The organism is Pseudoalteromonas sp. BZA4 (assembly GCF_040104395.1).
Lineage (GTDB): Bacteria > Pseudomonadota > Gammaproteobacteria > Enterobacterales > Alteromonadaceae > Pseudoalteromonas.
In genome coordinates this window covers 19,176-36,790 of the sequence record NZ_JBECOT010000042.1, presented here as the reverse complement: position 1 = coordinate 36,790, position 17,615 = coordinate 19,176, and the positions used below count along the sequence as shown (strand labels likewise).

16 protein-coding genes and 1 other RNA gene are annotated in these 17,615 nt (G+C 38.8%); 10 read left to right on the top strand and 7 right to left on the bottom strand.

The genetic code is table 11. The features are described from left to right. Positions 1–573 precede the first annotated feature (573 nt). From petA to ABMY41_RS15635, 5 genes are all read left to right on the top strand, one after another. On the top strand, positions 574–1,164 hold the full coding sequence (gene petA, locus ABMY41_RS15655) for a ubiquinol-cytochrome c reductase iron-sulfur subunit (protein ID WP_054554178.1): 591 nt from the start codon (positions 574–576) through the stop codon (positions 1,162–1,164). Continuing rightward, complete coding sequence (locus tag ABMY41_RS15650) at positions 1,164–2,429, top strand: cytochrome b N-terminal domain-containing protein (protein WP_054554179.1); 1,266 nt, start codon at positions 1,164–1,166, stop codon at positions 2,427–2,429. Before petA ends, ABMY41_RS15650 begins: the two co-directional genes overlap by 1 nt. After that, the gene (locus tag ABMY41_RS15645) at positions 2,426–3,163 is read left to right on the top strand and encodes a cytochrome c1 (protein ID WP_054554180.1); all 738 of its coding nucleotides are present in this window, start codon (positions 2,426–2,428) and stop codon (positions 3,161–3,163) included. The genes ABMY41_RS15650 and ABMY41_RS15645 overlap by 4 nt, the downstream gene beginning before the upstream one ends. 79 nt (positions 3,164–3,242) lie before the next feature. Next, a complete protein-coding gene (gene sspA, locus ABMY41_RS15640) occupies positions 3,243–3,869 on the top strand; it encodes a stringent starvation protein SspA (protein WP_054554181.1) in 627 nt (208 codons plus the stop codon). Continuing rightward, positions 3,869–4,309 (top strand): ClpXP protease specificity-enhancing factor, encoded by a 441-nt coding sequence (locus tag ABMY41_RS15635; RefSeq protein ID WP_054554182.1) that lies wholly within the window; start codon positions 3,869–3,871, stop codon positions 4,307–4,309. The genes sspA and ABMY41_RS15635 overlap by 1 nt, the downstream gene beginning before the upstream one ends. Before the next feature lie 65 nt (positions 4,310–4,374). Here ABMY41_RS15635 and dolP read toward each other — a convergent pair whose 3' ends face one another. From dolP to ABMY41_RS15615, 4 genes are read right to left on the bottom strand one after another with little or no spacing between them, the layout of a single operon-like run. Continuing rightward, the gene (gene dolP / locus ABMY41_RS15630) at positions 4,375–4,941 is read right to left on the bottom strand and encodes a division/outer membrane stress-associated lipid-binding lipoprotein (protein WP_175078727.1); all 567 of its coding nucleotides are present in this window, start codon (positions 4,939–4,941) and stop codon (positions 4,375–4,377) included. Further along, positions 4,941–5,528, bottom strand: a complete 588-nt coding sequence (locus ABMY41_RS15625; protein ID WP_054561085.1) for an SIS domain-containing protein — start codon at positions 5,526–5,528, stop codon at positions 4,941–4,943. Before ABMY41_RS15625 ends, dolP begins: the two co-directional genes overlap by 1 nt. A 32-nt stretch (positions 5,529–5,560) precedes the next feature. Beyond that, positions 5,561–5,932, bottom strand: a complete 372-nt coding sequence (locus ABMY41_RS15620; protein ID WP_063702677.1) for a YraN family protein — start codon at positions 5,930–5,932, stop codon at positions 5,561–5,563. A 38-nt stretch (positions 5,933–5,970) separates the two neighbouring features. Further along, complete coding sequence (locus tag ABMY41_RS15615; RefSeq protein WP_289097013.1) at positions 5,971–7,848, bottom strand: penicillin-binding protein activator; 1,878 nt, start codon at positions 7,846–7,848, stop codon at positions 5,971–5,973. Between the two features lie 61 nt (positions 7,849–7,909). Between ABMY41_RS15615 and rsmI the strand changes: the two genes are divergently transcribed. The 4 genes from rsmI to ABMY41_RS15595 all read left to right on the top strand — a co-directional run bounded on the left by rsmI (position 7,910) and on the right by ABMY41_RS15595 (position 13,173). Further along, positions 7,910–8,767 (top strand): 16S rRNA (cytidine(1402)-2'-O)-methyltransferase, encoded by an 858-nt coding sequence (gene rsmI, locus ABMY41_RS15610; protein ID WP_287246153.1) that lies wholly within the window; start codon positions 7,910–7,912, stop codon positions 8,765–8,767. A gap of 42 nt (positions 8,768–8,809) precedes the next feature. Beyond that, positions 8,810–9,161, top strand: an RNA gene (gene rnpB, locus ABMY41_RS15605) — RNase P RNA component class A. Between the two features lie 125 nt (positions 9,162–9,286). Then, complete coding sequence (locus ABMY41_RS15600; protein ID WP_349275370.1) at positions 9,287–11,185, top strand: DUF3258 domain-containing protein; 1,899 nt, start codon at positions 9,287–9,289, stop codon at positions 11,183–11,185. A gap of 107 nt (positions 11,186–11,292) precedes the next feature. After that, positions 11,293–13,173, top strand: coding sequence for an AIPR family protein (locus tag ABMY41_RS15595; RefSeq protein ID WP_349275368.1), 1,881 nt, complete (start codon positions 11,293–11,295; stop codon positions 13,171–13,173). A gap of 64 nt (positions 13,174–13,237) precedes the next feature. On the opposite strand, the gene ABMY41_RS15590 is transcribed toward ABMY41_RS15595, so the two are convergent. The 3 genes from ABMY41_RS15590 to ABMY41_RS15580 all read right to left on the bottom strand — a co-directional run bounded on the left by ABMY41_RS15590 (position 13,238) and on the right by ABMY41_RS15580 (position 16,742). Then, the gene (locus ABMY41_RS15590) at positions 13,238–14,374 is read right to left on the bottom strand and encodes a DUF2628 domain-containing protein (protein ID WP_235378038.1); all 1,137 of its coding nucleotides are present in this window, start codon (positions 14,372–14,374) and stop codon (positions 13,238–13,240) included. A gap of 143 nt (positions 14,375–14,517) precedes the next feature. After that, complete coding sequence (locus tag ABMY41_RS15585; RefSeq protein WP_349275366.1) at positions 14,518–16,179, bottom strand: MASE1 domain-containing protein; 1,662 nt, start codon at positions 16,177–16,179, stop codon at positions 14,518–14,520. A 17-nt stretch (positions 16,180–16,196) separates the two neighbouring features. Further along, complete coding sequence (locus tag ABMY41_RS15580) at positions 16,197–16,742, bottom strand: hypothetical protein (RefSeq protein WP_235378295.1); 546 nt, start codon at positions 16,740–16,742, stop codon at positions 16,197–16,199. A 144-nt stretch (positions 16,743–16,886) separates the two neighbouring features. On the opposite strand from ABMY41_RS15580, the gene ABMY41_RS15575 reads away from it, so the two are divergent. After that, on the top strand, positions 16,887–17,525 hold the full coding sequence (locus ABMY41_RS15575; protein ID WP_235378294.1) for a response regulator transcription factor: 639 nt from the start codon (positions 16,887–16,889) through the stop codon (positions 17,523–17,525). Positions 17,526–17,615 lie beyond the last annotated feature (90 nt).

Here is a 17,615-nt window from a genome sequence, read left to right as displayed (position 1 = left end):
ATAGCTGATAGCTGATAGCTGATAGCTGATAGCTGATAGCTGATAGCTGATAGCTGATAGCTGATAGCTGATAGCTGATAGCTGATAGCTGATAGCTGATAGCTGATAGCTGATAGCTGATAGCTGAAGCGCAAAACCCTACCTTTTTTCGTTCGATATTTGACCACTGATAATAATTAGTACGTATTACAGTAAAAAAACTTCAAGATTTAGCAAAATTAGCTTAAATCCATCAGTTAATTGATGAAATTTTTTGCTACAATTGGGGGGCAAGTAATGTGAGTGAGTTCAACAACAGCTAATGCAGAATTCTGTTTCCTCTTAGTGAGGTTGATCTTGGTCAGTATATTGTTTTTTTATATGCGTTATCATAACCAGCGGCTTCATACTCGAGCTAACCTAAATTAATAATTCATTAAATAGGGTTTATTCGAGCATGAGACTGTGAATAACCTTGTTTTAATCAAGGGTTTTAATTATGATCGCGTCTATTTTGAAATTTCTAAAAATTAACCTGCTGTAACTGATGTTCTCAATATGGCAAGTGTTGGGAATCATAGTGGAGATAAGTGGATGAGCAATGCGCCTGTAGACAATGGCCGACGTCGCTTTTTAACCATAGCTACCTCTGTTGTTGGTGGTGTTGGTGCGGCTGGGGCTGCTGTTCCTTTTATTGCGTCTTGGAATCCAAGTGAGCGAGCTAAATCTGCGGGTGCGCCTGTAGAAGTAGATATCAGCAAGCTTGAGCCAGGACAATTAATACGTGTTGAGTGGCGAGGAAAACCTGTTTGGGTTATTAATCGTACACCAAGAATGCTTGAACAGATGAAAGAACATGAAGGTCAACTTCGTGATCCTGCGTCTGAAGAGCCTCAACAACCTGAATCATCAACCAATGAATATCGTTCGCAACGTCCTGAAATTTTCGTTGCTGTTGGTATTTGTACGCACTTAGGTTGTTCTCCTAGCTTCCTACAAGGTGGCTTTGGTGAGAAAGTAGAGGGCACAGACGACGGTTTCTTCTGTCCGTGTCACGGTTCTAAATTTGATATGGCTGGTCGTGTATTCCAATCTGTACCTGCACCATTAAATCTAGAAATTCCTCCGTATACCTTCCTTGATGACACGACTATTCTAGTCGGTGAAGAAAAAGGAGTGGCGTAATGTTTGGTAAAATTATTGGTTGGATCGACGATCGTATTCCAATGACACGTGTTTGGAACATGCATATTGCACAGTACCCAGCACCAAAAAACTTTAACTTCTGGTACTTCTTTGGCTCTTTAGCCATGTTAGTACTTGTTAACCAAATCGTAACTGGTATTTGGTTAACAATGAACTTCGTACCGTCTGCTGAAGGTGCTTTCGCATCTGTAGAATACATCATGCGTGATGTTGAATACGGTTGGTTACTTCGTTACCTTCACTCAACAGGTGCATCAGCGTTCTTTATCGTTGTATACCTGCACATGTTCCGTGGCATGATCTACGGTTCTTACCAAAAACCACGTGAATTACTGTGGTTATTCGGTATGTTCATCTTCTTAGCGCTTATGGCTGAAGCTTTCATGGGTTACTTACTACCGTGGGGACAAATGTCTTTCTGGGGTGCACAGGTAATCATTTCACTATTCGGTGCGATTCCGGTTATTGGTGATGATTTAACGCTTTGGATCCGTGGTGACTACGTAATTTCTGGTGCTACGCTTAACCGCTTCTTTGCACTACACGTAATTGCATTACCTTTAGTAATCGTTATCTTAGTATTCTTACACATTGTTGCACTACACGAAGTGGGTTCAAATAACCCAGATGGTGTTGAAATTAAGCGTAAGAAAGGCACTGTAGCTGAAGAAGATAAACCTAAATTCAAATTCCACGAGTATTACACCAACAAGAAAGACATTGTTGATGCAATCCCGTTCCACCCTTACTACACAGTAAAAGATATTGTGGGTGTGGTTGGTTTCTTAATCTTATTCTGTTGGGTTGTATTCTTTATGCCTGCGATGAATGGTTTCTTCCTAGAAGCGCCAAACTTCGAAGCAGCTAACCCGCTGAAAACACCAGAGCATATTTTCCCAGTTTGGTACTTTACGCCATTCTACGCAATCCTACGTGCAATCCCTAACAAGTTAATGGGTGTTGTGGCGATGGGTGCATCTATCGTAGTGCTTGCGTTACTACCTTGGATTGACCGTGGTTCGGTTCGCTCTATTCGTTATCGTTGTGGTTTACACAAGTTAAACATCGCACAATTCGTGGTAACTTTCGTTATCTTGGGTTGGGTTGGTGCTACACCACAAACTGATTTCAAAACGCTGTTATCACAAATCACGACTGTGACATACTTCATGTTCTTCGTATTGTTATTTGTTTACAGCAAGAATGAGAAAACTAAGCCATTACCAACGAGGTTGACGAAATGATGAAAAAGCTAATTATCGGTTTATTCGCATTGTTGCCATCGTTGACAATGGCAGCAGGTCCTTCGGTTCCTTTAATGGATGCGAACATTGATCTTAAAGATAACGCATCTTTACAGCGCGGTGCTAAATTGTTCATGAACTACTGTCTTGGTTGTCACCAAATGCAGTATCAACGTTATGAGCGTACGTTCCGCGATATTGGTATTCCTACTGAGATTGGTCAAGAGCAATTAATTTTTGATGGCTCAAAAGTAGGTAGCCACATCAAAAATGCGATTGATAAAGATGACGCAGCTAAATGGTTTGGCGCAGCGCCACCGGATCTTACGCTTGTTGCGCGAGTTCGTGGTACTGACTGGATCTACACTTATCTGAAGTCATTCTATAAAGACGAGTCTCGTCCGTTTGGCGTAAACAACGTTGTTTTCCCATCGGTAGGTATGCCACACGTTCTTCAAGAACTACAAGGTTTACCAACACCAATCACTGAAGAAGTGGAAGAACATGGTCACACTGTGACTAAAGTTGTTGGCGTTGAAACAGATGGTTCTGGTGAAATGAGTGTTGACGAGTACGATCGTGCTGCTCGTGACTTAACTAACTTCTTAGCTTACGTTGGCGAGCCGTCACGTTTAGAGTCAGAAGCGTTAGGTCTAAAGGTAATTGGTTTCCTAGTGATTCTATTTATCTTGGCATTCATGCTGAAGAAAGAATACTGGAGAGATGTTCACTAATCCTGGGCATTTTGAAAGGTAGTTTTGTGATAGGGGCTTAAGCCCCTATTGCTGTTTTTGTAATATAATGGAGGTAGGCATGGCCGTAGCTGCCAATAAGCGCCCTGTAATGACCCTGTTTTCTGGTGCTAACTGTATGTATAGCCATCAAGTACGTATCGTACTTGCTGAAAAAGGTGTAAGTGTTGACATTCACCTGGCTGAAAAGGATAACCTGCCAGAAGCACTTCATGAGATTAACCCTTACGGTACAGTACCAACACTGATCGATCGTGAGCTTGGTTTATATCAGGCAAACATCATCATGGAATACCTTGATGAACGTTTCCCTCATCCTCCACTAATGCCAGTTTATCCGGTTATGCGTGGCCGTAGTCGTCTGATGATGCATCGTATCGACACGGATTGGTATAGCCTAGCTAACAAAATCACTAGCGGTAGCAGCGAAGCTGCGCAAGCACGTAAAGAGCTTACAGAAGCGTTACTTGCAATTGCACCAATCTTCTCAGAGGCACCTTACTTCATGAGTGAAGAGTTCAGCTTAGTTGATTGTTACTTAGCACCGCTACTTTGGCGTTTACCTGAGCTTGGCATTGAGCTTAATGGTGCAGGCGCGAAAGAGCTTAAAGAATACATGTTGCGTTTATTTGAGCGTGAATCATTTCAAGCTTCACTAACTGAAGCTGAGCGTGAGATCCGTTTATAATGACGCCTAATCGTCCTTATTTACTACGCGCTTTCTTTGATTGGATTGTTGATAATCAGTGCACACCACACTTAGTGGTTAACGCTGATTTTCCTGCTGTACAAGTACCAACACAGTTTGTGCAAGACGGCCAGATCGTTTTGAACATTAGCCCATCAGCGGTAACGCAATTTGCAATGGACAACCAACAGCTGAGCTTTAATGCGCGCTTTGGTGGTCAACCAATGCAAGTGTACGTACCTATGGGTGCTGTGCTCGCAATTTATGCACGTGAGAATGGTGAAGGGACTGTATTTACTGCAGAAGAATTCATCGAGGACGAAGACGATTTTGCTCCGGTATTAGAAAGTGTTGAAACACCTGACGATATTACGCCAGATGATGAACCACCTGCTAAACCAGAGAAGAAAAAAGGTGCTCACTTACGAGTGATTAAGTAACCTTAGTCAGACAAAAGAAAACCCGCTATTAAGCGGGTTTTTTATTATTAATTCACTGTTTAGCGTTACAGATATTCAAACACTTTAATAACACGTTCAACGCCTGATACGTTACGTGCTACATCAACCGCCAAATTCGCTTCAGAATCGCTCACTAAGCCCATTAAAAAGACTTCGCCATTCTCTGTTACTACTTTGATGTTATTGCTGCTGATACTCTCTGTGGTGAGTAATTGCGTTTTCACCTTAGAGGTTAACCAAGAGTCGTGCGTTTGCGTACTCATGCCAATATTTGAACCAATGCGAATTTGGTTGTGGATTTTACGAATGCCATCAACGCCTTCAATAGCGCGTTGTGCTTCGTCTTTCATTTCTGCGTTAGCAACTTGACCAATCATAAGCACAATACCATTAACGCTGATGACATTAACGTTAGCATATTTGTGAAGACGCTCATTTTCGCTGATAGCAATAGAACTTTTAATTTCGATGTTGTTATCGTCGATTTGTGAACCAATCGTGCGGCGATCATTCGCAGCAGTTACAGCGCCTGCAGTACCGGCGACAACGGCAGCTGCACAGCCTTGCAGCAATAAAACGGTACCAAATACTAGTAAAGACTGTTTAAACATTAATTTTCTTCCTGTGGGAATAAGGTTAAATCGATAAGCTCACTGAGGCAGTGTAAATTCACTAAGTGTGACTCAACAATACGGCTTGGGCGTTTGGATGGAACACGAATTTCAACATCATTTGGGCCAAGTAAGCCAACTAATTCACCGCCGTCATCACCAACAAGCACAATCACTTTCATATCACGGGTCAGTGCCGCTTCAACAGCTGAGATAATCTGCTTTTCATTGCCATTGACTGCAATTGCTAACAAAAGGTCGCCCTGCTGAGCAAATGCACGAATTTGTCGTGCAAAGGTTTCGTGCTCATCATTATTTGCGGCTGAGCCTAAGTTAACTTGATCTTGTGCAAGCGCAACTGCGGGTAGGCATGGGCGCTCGGTTTCATAAAAGTTAATTAACAGCCCAGCCATATGCTGTGCCAACATGTGGCAGCTAGGAGTGCCACAACACAGCAGTTTATTGCCGTTAATAAGACTTTGTGCAATGGTGAACGCTGCCGATTCAAGTGCGCTTGGCAGTACTTCACCTGCCGCTATTTGAACTTGAATATTTTCGGTAAAGATTTTTTTTATCGTTTCTTGCATAACCTACCAAATTAAGCCGACGCCAAACGGCGTTAGTAAACATTTTTAAACCAGTTTAGGGTGCTGTTAAGCTCACCTGTTATAGCGACATAATCTATCCGCATAGCCTGGTTTGAGATCTTTTTCTCGGCAAGATAATGGCTGATCGTGCGCCGTAATCGTTGCTGCTTTTGTTTGCTGAGCGCATAGTTTGCACCACCACGCAGGGCGTTTTTTCTAAATTTTACTTCTACAAATACTAGCGTTTGCCCGTCACGCATTATTAAATCGAGCTCGCCGTACTTGCATAAGTAATTGCGCTCAATGGCTTTTAAGCCATGTTGTATTAAATACTGCTCTGCCTGATGTTCGTAATACAGGCCTTTCTCGCGGCTATTTTGCCACAATTGCTTAAACCACGACATAGCTTCATCCTTGAGCTAATACTACGTTTTAAAACAGGCTATTCAGCGGCATTGATCCCAATAGCAGATTGCATAAATAGCGGGATTGGTTGTTCAGTCGCTAAATCGACCGCAATAATTTGTTTATTCTTGTACTGTGCCCAATCTAAAGAGCGAGTAACGTAACCATTACTGGCAATGCTCAATTGACCACTAATACCACTAAAGCGTTTGCCCTGTACCATGCTCAATTGCTTTACATCACCAAGCATACTGGCTGCATCGAATGCCATAGCAAATAAGCGCTGGCTTATATCGGCATTCTCAGGCCATAAGCTTTCGTACTGTTGGCGTAAATTGTGTTGTGAGATTTGACCGTCAAGCATCCAAGGTAGTTCCGTAAAATAAAGGCCATCTAAATCGCCTTTATCGGTTCTATCAATTTGTTTACTGTGGCTTTTTGAGCTGGCATATAGTGGAATTCTATCTGCGAAGGTACTCACATTAACGTCTAAATATGGCTTGATTAAGCGAGTTTCGGTGGCATCACCTAAAATATAAATCACGTCAATATCGCTGCGCGAGCGAGTTTCACTCTCTACTTCTTGCTTAAATAATGATTTGACGACTTTAATACGCTCTTTACTTTGGTCTACTTCAAGTAAGCCTGTGATCGTTTTTGGCATATCGTCTTTACCAGAGTATAGCCCTATTTGCGGTTTAACTTCGCTGTAGCGTTGCCATTGTGTATTGAAGTATTCAACTAAGCGCTGGCCGTTACTGTTATTTGGTGCTAGAAGCATCGGCTTTTGATAGCCCGCTGTTAAAAATCGCTCTAATGCTTGCTGAACTTCATGCTCAGGGCTTAGTGCAAAGAAAAAGTGCTGCTGTGAAATTCGCTCACCATCAAAGGTGTTTAAATGCATTACTGGGTAATCAACCAGTGTTTGTGCGCTGGTTAGCTTTTCGATATTGCTTTTTAAAAGTGGTCCAATAACAAAATCAGCATTAAACTCGCTGAGCTTAAGTGAAATTTCAGCGGCTGATAATGACTCATCAATAAATAAGGTTTGCTCTAATGACTGTCCATCTAAGGCCGCAAGCACACCGGCTTTTAAGGCATCACCTAATCGCTCATTAGCACCTGATTGTGGAAGTAATACTGCGAGGCGATTTACATTTAAAGGTTCAATTTGTACCAGCTCAGTCACTTTTTTTGGTAGTACCTCAGCAGCTGGGTGACCTGGATAGCGGCGCAGCCAGTTATTCATTGCTTGGTGAAGTTCTACAGGCGCACCTAAATATACTTGATGATAAAGCGCTAAGTTAACCCAACCTTGTTGCACCACAGAGCCACGATTAAAGCGCTCAAGTGCGTACGATGAAAGCTGGGTTAGGCTTTGCCATAAATCTTTGTTTAAATTGGCAACGGTAAAGTTATTTTCGCTGCTAAGTGTTGATGCCTTAAAGTAGTAAGTCATCGCTTGTTTTGGCATACCTTGCGATGCATAAACGCGACCTGTTAAATATTGATGCCATGCTAGATGTTCAGGCTGGCTCAATTGTGGCTCAAGCTGTTGTAATTGCACCAGAGCTAAATCACTCTTACCTTGCTGCTCTTGCGCAAGGGCAATGTAAAGTTTGTTTTGAATTTGATCTACGCTTGGAGTCGCTTCTAGCTCAAGACAGATTTTTTCTAGCAGTGCCCAGCGCTCTTCGCTGATAGCCGCATCACGCGCGGTGTATAAAAGCTGGATTTTATCGGCACCTTGACGGTTTAGTGCCACTTGGTACATAGATTGTGCGTCTGTTAGCTGCGATAGCGCAATACTCGATTGGCTCGATTGATTTTCTGCACTATTTCGAGGTTTTTCGGTTGTGCTACAAGCCGATAACCCTGACAATACAATTAATAGACTAACAAGTTTAAGTCGCACAATGATTTCCCGATACGTTAACGCGATTTGCTTATATTACTGACTGACGCAGGAGACCTCAATGTTAAATGAGGACAATTCAGATAAAATCGGCACTCTTTACATTGTTGCCACGCCTATTGGTAACTTTGATGACATCAGCCAGCGTGCCATCCAAACCCTATCTGAGGTTGACTTAATAGCCGCTGAAGATACTCGTCACACAGGAAAGTTGTTAAGCCATTTTAATATCAAAGCAAAAACCTTTGCTTTACACGACCATAACGAGAAACAAAAAGCGCAACAAATTGTAGATTGGTTAGAGCAAGGAATGAACATTGCGTTGGTATCTGATGCCGGCACGCCACTTATTAGCGACCCAGGTTATGCGGTGGTCAATTTATGCCGTGAACAAGGCGCGCATGTTACGCCAGTACCCGGAGCATGTGCTGCAATTACCGCTGTGTGCTGTTCTGGTTTACCAACAGATCGTTTTCAGTTTATTGGTTTTACACCAGCAAAGAGTAAAGCAAGGCAGACCTTTTTCATTGACGCGGTAAACTCAGGTATTACTAGCATCATGTATGAAAGTACCCACCGTATTATGGCGAGCCTTGATGATTTAGAAGCTGCGCTCGGTACAGAGCAGCCAGTAGTGTTTGCAAAAGAGCTTACTAAAACTTTCGAAACCTTTTTCAATGGCACAGTTGCCGAGTTAAAACAGTTTTTAACGGATGATCCAACTAAGCAACGTGGTGAAATCGTACTGATGCTACCGGGTAAAGCAAAGCAAAGTGACGATATTCCAGAAGATGCGCGCCGCATGCTAGGTTTACTCGAAGCCGAAATGCCACTGAAAAAAGCCTGTGGTGTTGTGGCTGAGTATTTTGGTTTGAAGAAAAACGCACTTTATAAAGCAATTATTGACGAAAAAGACTAATTCTTTACTGCATAGACGTGCGCGCTCAGGTATACTGCGCGCCGAGTCAGCCGAGATAATCGCTGCCTGCAACGAAAATGCGCAGGGGGAGGAAAGTCCGGGCTCCACAGGGCAGGGTGCCAGCTAACGGCTGGGGGGCGCGAGCCTACGACAAGTGCAGCAGAGAGGAGACCGCCAACCTCGGTTGGTAAGGGTGAAAGGGTGCGGTAAGAGCGCACCGGGCCACTGGTAACAGTTGGTTGCAAGGTAAACTCCACCCGGAGCAAGACCAAATAGGGTTCCTTATGGCGTGGCCCACGTTGGAACCGGGTAGGTTGCTTGAGCCATAGAGCAATTTATGGCCTAGACGAATGATTATCCACGACAGAACCCGGCTTACTGGCTGACTCAAATTCAAGCGTAAGCATTTGAACTATCAGGTGCTTACGCTTGAACCACTAACTTCATGGCACAAAAAATTAAAACTGTGCCAAATAGTGTGCCATTTGATGCAATACGTTATCTAACTTAGGTAACGAAATGAGACACATAAAACTCCCTGAAAACCTCATCTTACGTAACGAACGTTTTTATTTTCGCTATGTCTTTCCTCGTAAGTTTATCGGCTCTGATATACGAATCTCACTCAAAACCAAAAACCTCCAATGCGCACTTCAGCGATTAGATTTAATATCCCCACACGTAAATAAACTCAAAGAACTTGCTAGTTCTCGTAACGATATAGATACTAAACAACTAGTATTTAAAGCAAAAAGTATTACGGACGATATGAAGCAAGCCCTAACCTTTGAACTTAGTAAAAAAATAATAGCAGAAGAACAGCAAGGTTATTCTTCTAAAGCCCATGCTATTAGTGGCTTTAAGACAAAAGGAATCCATAACCACTCACCTGAACATTTAAGAATTGCTGCTGAAATCATGTTAGCTATTGCTGAGGGTAGTTCTGATGAATTACTTGTCGATGCATTGAACCGTAATGACTTTGAAGTGTTAAATATTTTTGTTTTAGTGACTCAATATATGTCACTAAAAAACTCAGGCGTTAGTAATCAACAAATTTGCGCAAATACACAAGTACAAAAAAGTATTCGCCAGTTCGCGAAAATGATTGATATATTTTCTTCAGTTGGTATGCCTATTCCTGATGAAAGTGAACCAGATTTTGATTTCTTTGATGATTTTGAAGTTGATGATTTCAGTGCTGAAGATCAGGATGCCATTGAAGTGTTAAATAAGCATGATGTTCAATTTGACACAAACTCGCTAGAGTTTATTAAGTTTAAGAGTTTGTTGGAAAATTCACGGAACCTGCAAACGAAATTCTTAGCTTCATGCTTGTTAAAAGACCAAGAAAGCCAGCAAGTATTTGAATCATTGATAACACCTAAATTTAATGAAGGAAATAACACTAATCCAATTCCAAAGAGTGAGCCTTCAGGCCCGTTATTTTCCAAGGTGCACCAAGAGTTTCTAGATTTCAAAATTAAAGAAGGCTTGTCTGAGCGCCTACAAAATGAATATGCTCGTTTTTATGAGATTTGGTGCTTGCTTGTTGAAGACAAACCAATCGAGACTTATAAAGCGAGTGATATAGGTCGCTTTATTGATCGCTGCTATCAATTACCAAAAAAAAACATCGCACCTTATAACAAAATGAGCTTCAAAGAGTGCCTAGACTACGATGTACCATCAGAGGACTGCATACAACCTAAAACAGTTCAAGGTTACTACAAATGGTTACAGGGCGTATTTTCCTATGCCAAGAGAGACACTGTTGAGTATATTCAACACTCGCCTTGCACAATCAAACGTGAATTTAAACAACGCATACGTGGCGCTTTTAATAGTGTAGAGCTTAATAAGTTTGAAACATTCGCTATGCAAACAAAAAGTGCATGGCAAAAGTGGTCGCTCCTATTAGCTATGTATACTGGTGCAAGACGAACAGAAATTTATCAACTAAGAAAGTCAGATATTCGAAGGGAAGACGGTGTGGATTATATTCTGGTAACTGATGAACATGAATCACAGCGCCTTAAAACTGAAAATGCGAAGCGTAGAATTCCAATCCATAAACGTTTAATTGAATTAGGCTTTCTTGATTATGTAGAGAATACAAACGAGCGGATCTTGTATGAAATTACCTCGGCAGAAAGTATAACAAGCTGGTTTGCTCGCTTAATTACTAAGCTTGATATAGCAAGTGTTAATGAACTTGATGAAATGCGCAGTTTTCACAGTTTTAGACATACGTTTATTAGTAACATACGAAATAATCACTCTTTTGATTTAGCGCTGCTACAACAGGTTGTTGGACATGAACTTTCTAAAGGTGGGATTACAGATAAGTACACACATAAAAGTGCGGATTTAAAGAGGTTGGCTGAAGTTGTTAATGCTTTTTTCATCTCGAAGTGAGTTGAGTTTACAACCTAGAAGGCTTATCTTTAACTATATGATAAAAAAGAATTTGTTTAATATAAAGTATTAAAACTACACTTCATAAACTAAATAGGGATAATGGTTTGAAAAATATAGATTTTTATAATGCTCTTGATGAAGAGCTAACAAAGATAATTGCAAGCTTTAGTTGTGATTTAAATGCTCAGTTGAAGCAGGAGCAACAAAAAAAATCTTACGCGCTTATGCTTTGGTTCTTAAATACTTACTCTGGTATTACAAATGTTGAAGAATATATTACAGATGGTCATGATGATAACTCTTGTGACATGATCTTTGATAAAAAAAATAGCCAAGATGAAACTGTTTTTTACCTTATTCAATCAAAATGGAATAATGAAAAAAACTGTAGTCGTGAGTTTGAAGCGGATGTTTTAAAGTCTTATCTTTCTGATGTCAATAGTGTATTACGAGGTGATAAATTAAGGGGTAAAAATGAGAAGTTTAATAAAAGGTATGAGGCACTTTTAGAGCATGTTAAGTCTAATGGAGAGGTAAAAGTACTTTATTTGACACTTAAAAATGGCTGTTCAAAGGTCAATGAAAATATAAAGTCGTTTGAAACAATGTTTGGTGGAAAAGTAGTCGTTGATACATTCGATATAAACAGATTAAAACTTGATTATATTGATCTTAATTACAAAAAGAGTTGTCCGCCAAATCCTCTTGAAAAGGTTTATAATCCAGAGTTTGAAAAAATAACGTTGAGCATTGTTAAAGATGACGAGCGAAATTTTTTAAAAATGAACCGCCCATTCGATGCTCATGTTTTTAATATTTTGCCAAAAACCATATTTCAGTTGGTAGAACGTTATGGTGTTTCTCTTTTTGATAAAAATGTAAGGAATCCATTAGTAACATCGTCAATTAATACTGAAATAGTTAATTCTTTAAAAAATAATCCATCTTTATTTTGGTATTACAATAATGGTATTACTGCAATTAGTAGAGCTATTCCGAGTATTAGTAGTCAAGCTGATTCGTTTCAAGTAACAGGTTTACAGATAATAAATGGTGCTCAGACAGCGTACTCAATTTATCTAGCATATCTAGAGTCTTCGCCAGAAGAAAGGGAGTTAATTGATTCTGATGCAAGAGTTACTTTACGCCTATTGAAGTCAGGTGGTAAAGAATTTGATCTTAAGGTTACTCGGTTTACAAACTCTCAAAACCCTGTATCACAAAGAGATTTTTGGTCTACTGATGAGATACAAACCAATATTCAAAATTACTTTTATGGTACTAATGTTTGGTATGAAAGACGCTCAGGTGAATTTAGAAAGAAACCAAAAGATATTATTAAAGTTCCAAATAACATTGTTGCATCAGCGTACTTGGCATTTTGGCTATCTAATCCAGTGGCAGTTTTTGAAGCAAGTCTTATTAGAGAAAGAGATGGTACAGACCTACTTTTCACCTCATATAAGGAAAACAAAGATGGTCTTTATGAGGTTGTTTTTAATAGGAGTACAAACCCAGAGGATGTATACGTAGCTTTTTGTATGTTTGATATTTTAACTGATTCAAAAGTCTTTGATATGGATAACGTTTTCTTTTCAAATGGTTTTCATGTTTTGGCTTTATCAAAAGTTGTATTAAAAAAGTATATCGATGATAAATATGATAGTGATGCAAATCTATCTAAATACATAATTGATTCTTACCAGAAGCAAGATTTTGATCTTATTAACCGCTGCTTTAAGTTTTCAACATCTTTTATGCGTCAAGAAATTGAAGAAGTTGAAAATGAGGATGAAGAGAAAGAAAAAGTTATAAACTTGATGACTAAAAATTCTCACTTTGAAATGTTACTTGAGAAGATGAATAAAGTAGATATTACAGCCGCTGAGATTGATGCTATTGAATTAAATAGCAAGTTTGAAGATAGCTTAGCTAATTTGGACGATGAAGATATAGAGATTATTGAAGATAAAGTTGTACATTAGCTCTCTATTTAGAACGAGTAGCGTTAATACACATTAACGCTAACTTCCTTTAATAATTTACGATTCAAATATCGCTATTGCTGTATACTATGTAGAGCCAGCCTTTTAGGTCAAAGAAACTTGTTGCTGAAAACTCTGTCTTCTCCCCATCTAGTGGGGTATTACTATAGTCGATACTATTTATTTGAAAGCTACCATCGTGATTTAATGTAAATTGGAAGATGATAGCTTTCTCTATATAGACTTTATCTTTTCCCCATAAGTCCTTTTCTACAACGTTCCCAAAGTCAGTAATACATTTAAACTCAACAATATTGATCTTATTTTTTGTAGTAAATTCACTCCAGTTTTTTTTCTTACAGCTAGACCAATTATCGAATGCATGACCAACTGTAGTCGCCTTGTTGTAATCAAGGTAACCATTTTTTACGCTATTAATTGAGTTATTGTAATTAATTGGTGAAATATCTAGGGTAGGTAAGATAGATGTCAAAATTGAGATTGTAGCCATTGAAACAAGAGTTGCTTTATTATTTAGTATTTTAAGAGCGGGCCAAATTCTCTGATTTTCTGAAACTTTTTTGTAGTAGTCGAATGTAGCTGTTACAGCAGTTATTGATGCAGGTACAGCCCAATAAATTGCGCTATAAAATTGTATTTCCAGAGCCTCTTCAACGATAGATAGCATAAAGGCGTATGTAACTGATAGAAAAGCTATTACTATTGCTTTTTCCCACATACCTTTAAAAAAATAGTAAAAAGTACCGAAAAAGAATGCAAGTAAATTAAAGGTAATTTTACGAGAGCTCTTGTTATCCAGCGCTTTAAACTCTTTTGTTTTACTGAGCGATAGAATTGAATTAGTCTTGGGAAGTGAGTCTAAAATATCAAATCTTTCTTGCCAAAATTTTGATTCTACTACGTTCTTTTTACTTGTCTTAATTTCAGCATTGGTATCTACTTTTGCTTGTTCAACTGCAATACTTGAAATAATACCGATAGAAAGGAGCTTCTTCTTTATTTGCTTAGCTTGCTCTTCGCTTAACTGTTTTTTTAAAGCATAATTTCTGCCATCAAAAAGCTTTTCGTAATTCTTAGGATCAATTTTTAAAAAACGACAAAGGGATTTCCCAAGCTTTTCTTTGCTGTAACCATCTTTTATTTTCCCATTGAATATAACTTTAAACTTTAAGTCACTCATTGAAAGATACCATTTTTTGGTCGTTACTGATGTGCCATCATAAGATGGGCTTATTCTTGTAGATCCATTTGCTGAATGACTTGCATATTAGTATTAGTTGCTGAAAGTAAATATAGGAATATTTCTTATCGAAATTGATGCAGCTATATGCATTGTTCCGCTAGATAAAACCGTATTTCTATACAAAGACCGTGATTATTTTTATTTAAAAATAAGCATTTACCATTTAACAATGTTACTCTCTCAATTATACCTGTAACACCAAAGCCACTTTTAGGATGTGTATGTTCTTGCTCATGTAGCCCCATACCGTTGTCACAAATAATTATCTCAAGTTCATTTTCTTGGTAAGTAATATCGATTGAAAACTCAGTGGCTAGAGAGTGCTTAACTGCATTTGTGGATGCTTCTTGGCATATGCGGAAGATGGCGATTTTAAAATCATCATTTAAGCTATCTATCGGTCCACTTATTTTGCATTGATAAGCGATTCCAGCTTCATTTAGGTGCTCAGAGAATAACTCGCTTTTTAATGCAGCTTCTAAACCTAATTCGTCTAATAGACGAGGTCTCAGCCAGTGCATTAACCTGTATACCGAGTCATACATATGGCTTGAAACGTTTTGAAGTCTTGTAATTGTCGATGCTAACTCGTTATGGTTGGCTGTTTTCTTTTCTAATATTGCAATATTTGTTTTTAAAGCTGTCAGGTTTTGACCTATATCATCATGTAATTCTTGTGAAAGCTGGCTTCGCTCAGATTCTTGAACATTAACAACTTTAGTAGCTAAGTTTTGAGTTAACGTACTAAGTTCAATTAATTCTTTATTTTGCTCTAATAATGCGGATTTAGACTCATTTAATTCAGTAACAAATGCACTGAGCAAAAGAGCCAGAACGCTGTAACTTATTATGTAAAGTTGCGTAGTCAGGAGTAACTCAGTTTCATTCACACCATAGACATTAATGAGTAAGGATATAACAGTTACACTTGCATAGCTCAGAGCCCCTAAGGCCCCGTATCGATAGCTAAACCATATCAACGGAAATATAGCGAGCATTCGCAAGAGATAGAGTGATTTAGGTTCAAACAGGTAAACCCCGATGAAAACAGTGAGGCAAAAACACAGCTGCACTAAGAGAGTGCTAACCTCTTTAGTTATGAGTTTATTTAATTGCTGGTAAATTGTTTTAGCATGAAACGCGAAAAGCAACATGATAAGTGTCGTTATGATACCGCCAAGCTGATGAGCTAACATCATTTCAAAGCGATTTTCATCAGCAATAAGCCGGTACTTATTTTGGCTATCACTCGGTAAGATAATGAGCATTGATCGTATAAAGCGATATGAAATTGCAATAAATAATACTGTAACAGCACTTTTAACAGTTTGAATATCTAATCGAACTTTGAATAGCTTAGCGAGTATCAGTGGAGTAAGTATCATATATTCACGGGTTGCAGCTCGTAGTAATCTATATGCTAAATCATTCATTGGCACGTTATAGTAGTACCAGACATAACTGATCTGCCCTAATGTAAAGCCTACTGTCAGTGCAGGCCAATATCGTAGAGGAAAAAACAGATAACAAACTACTCTGAAGCCAACCGGAAAGTACCAACTAACAAAGTCCTCGTACACAACATAGTTAAAGGAAAATAAATAAAGACTATTTTCGATAACTGGCGCAATTAAAACTATTAAGCACGAAAACAATGCAAACTTTACTATGTCACTGCGCTGGGTGCTCTTAAACTTGAGAGCTAGCGGAACAAAGTAATTTTTGTTGAAGACTCTATCCATGAGTAAGCATAACCTTTTTATAATATATAAACTTGCGTCGTATCAAACTGTTGTTTGGCGCTAGGGTTACACAAAGTATAACGTTGTGTAACTTGAATTTCAGCTTTATTTCCAATGAGTTGTAATAAATGCCCTTTAGCAATATCTGACATATTACGCTTATGTTTTACAATCACTTCACGACCTAAAGCTCCTTGCAAGCGTGGTTTAGGGAAAGCTGTTTTGGTTACCGGCTTGATATGCTCGCACTGAGTAAAATAATCTAAACATTGCTGTTTTGCATTATTGATGGTCTCATCGTTACTTTTAATTATGTCTACATTTTTGATGAAATGAACAAACGCGGCATTTCGTGAAGTGAAGTTAGCCGTAACATTAGCTAAGGCTTTTGATTCTGGCCATTTACGCATGACTACATATTTATTTTTACCTGTTTTGACTAGGTTAGTAGACCCTTTTGTCATCTTACTTGTCCATTCAATACGATAATTTGACTCACCAATGTAATGTAGTAATACAGTGATGTTTTGAAAGTGGCTTGTTTCCCCTGCTATTTTTTTCATGGCTATTTCCTTGTCATTTTGGGTAAGCTTACAAGGAGATAAACAATAAAATTATTTCCACTTTTCTTAGTCTTATAAGAATTTTTCTTACCTTAGTGCGCTACTCCCGCGTTATAATCGGATTAATCAGTACATGGAGTTGTTATGAAATTTGCGCTTATTGACGATCACCAAATGGTAAGGGAAGGTTTTAAGGCTCTCATCGAAGAAGAAGAGCCTGATTGGCAAGTTAGCTTTGAAGCAAGTAGTTACAGTGAGTGTCTACAAAACTTAGGTGATATTGATATAGATTGCTTCGTCATCGATATTTCGCTGCCAGATAGAAATGGGTTAGAAGTTTCTCAACTAATTGGCAAAAAGCTTCCAAGTGCTAAGCGTATAATTTTGAGTATGTATGAGGAAAAGTCTTATATTCAAAGAGCGTTAGACATAGGTGTTGATGCTTATCTATCGAAACGAGATGCAGCTGAAGAGTTAATAACAGCAATACATTCTGTCTTTAAAAATCAACTATTTTTAAGCCCTTCAATTAACACGCATTTCTTAAAACCTCAAAAAACTGACAGTGTATTAAACAAACTGACACCAAGAGAATTAGAGGTTTTTAAGCTACTTGCACAGGGCTTTAATGCGAAACAAGTTTCACAAGTGATTGATATAATGCCTAAAACGGCTCATGTTCATCGTGCCAGCATTATGAGCAAACTGAACTTAACTTCGCAAATTCAAATTACTAAACTGGCTCTTGAACAAGGAGTAATTCTTATTGATGACATAGGGTAGTTTCAAACGTCATTAAATGTCAAAAACCATACTGGTTTTAACTAGTTAGTCATATATACCGAGCTTAAACTTACTTCAAAGGTATAGCTC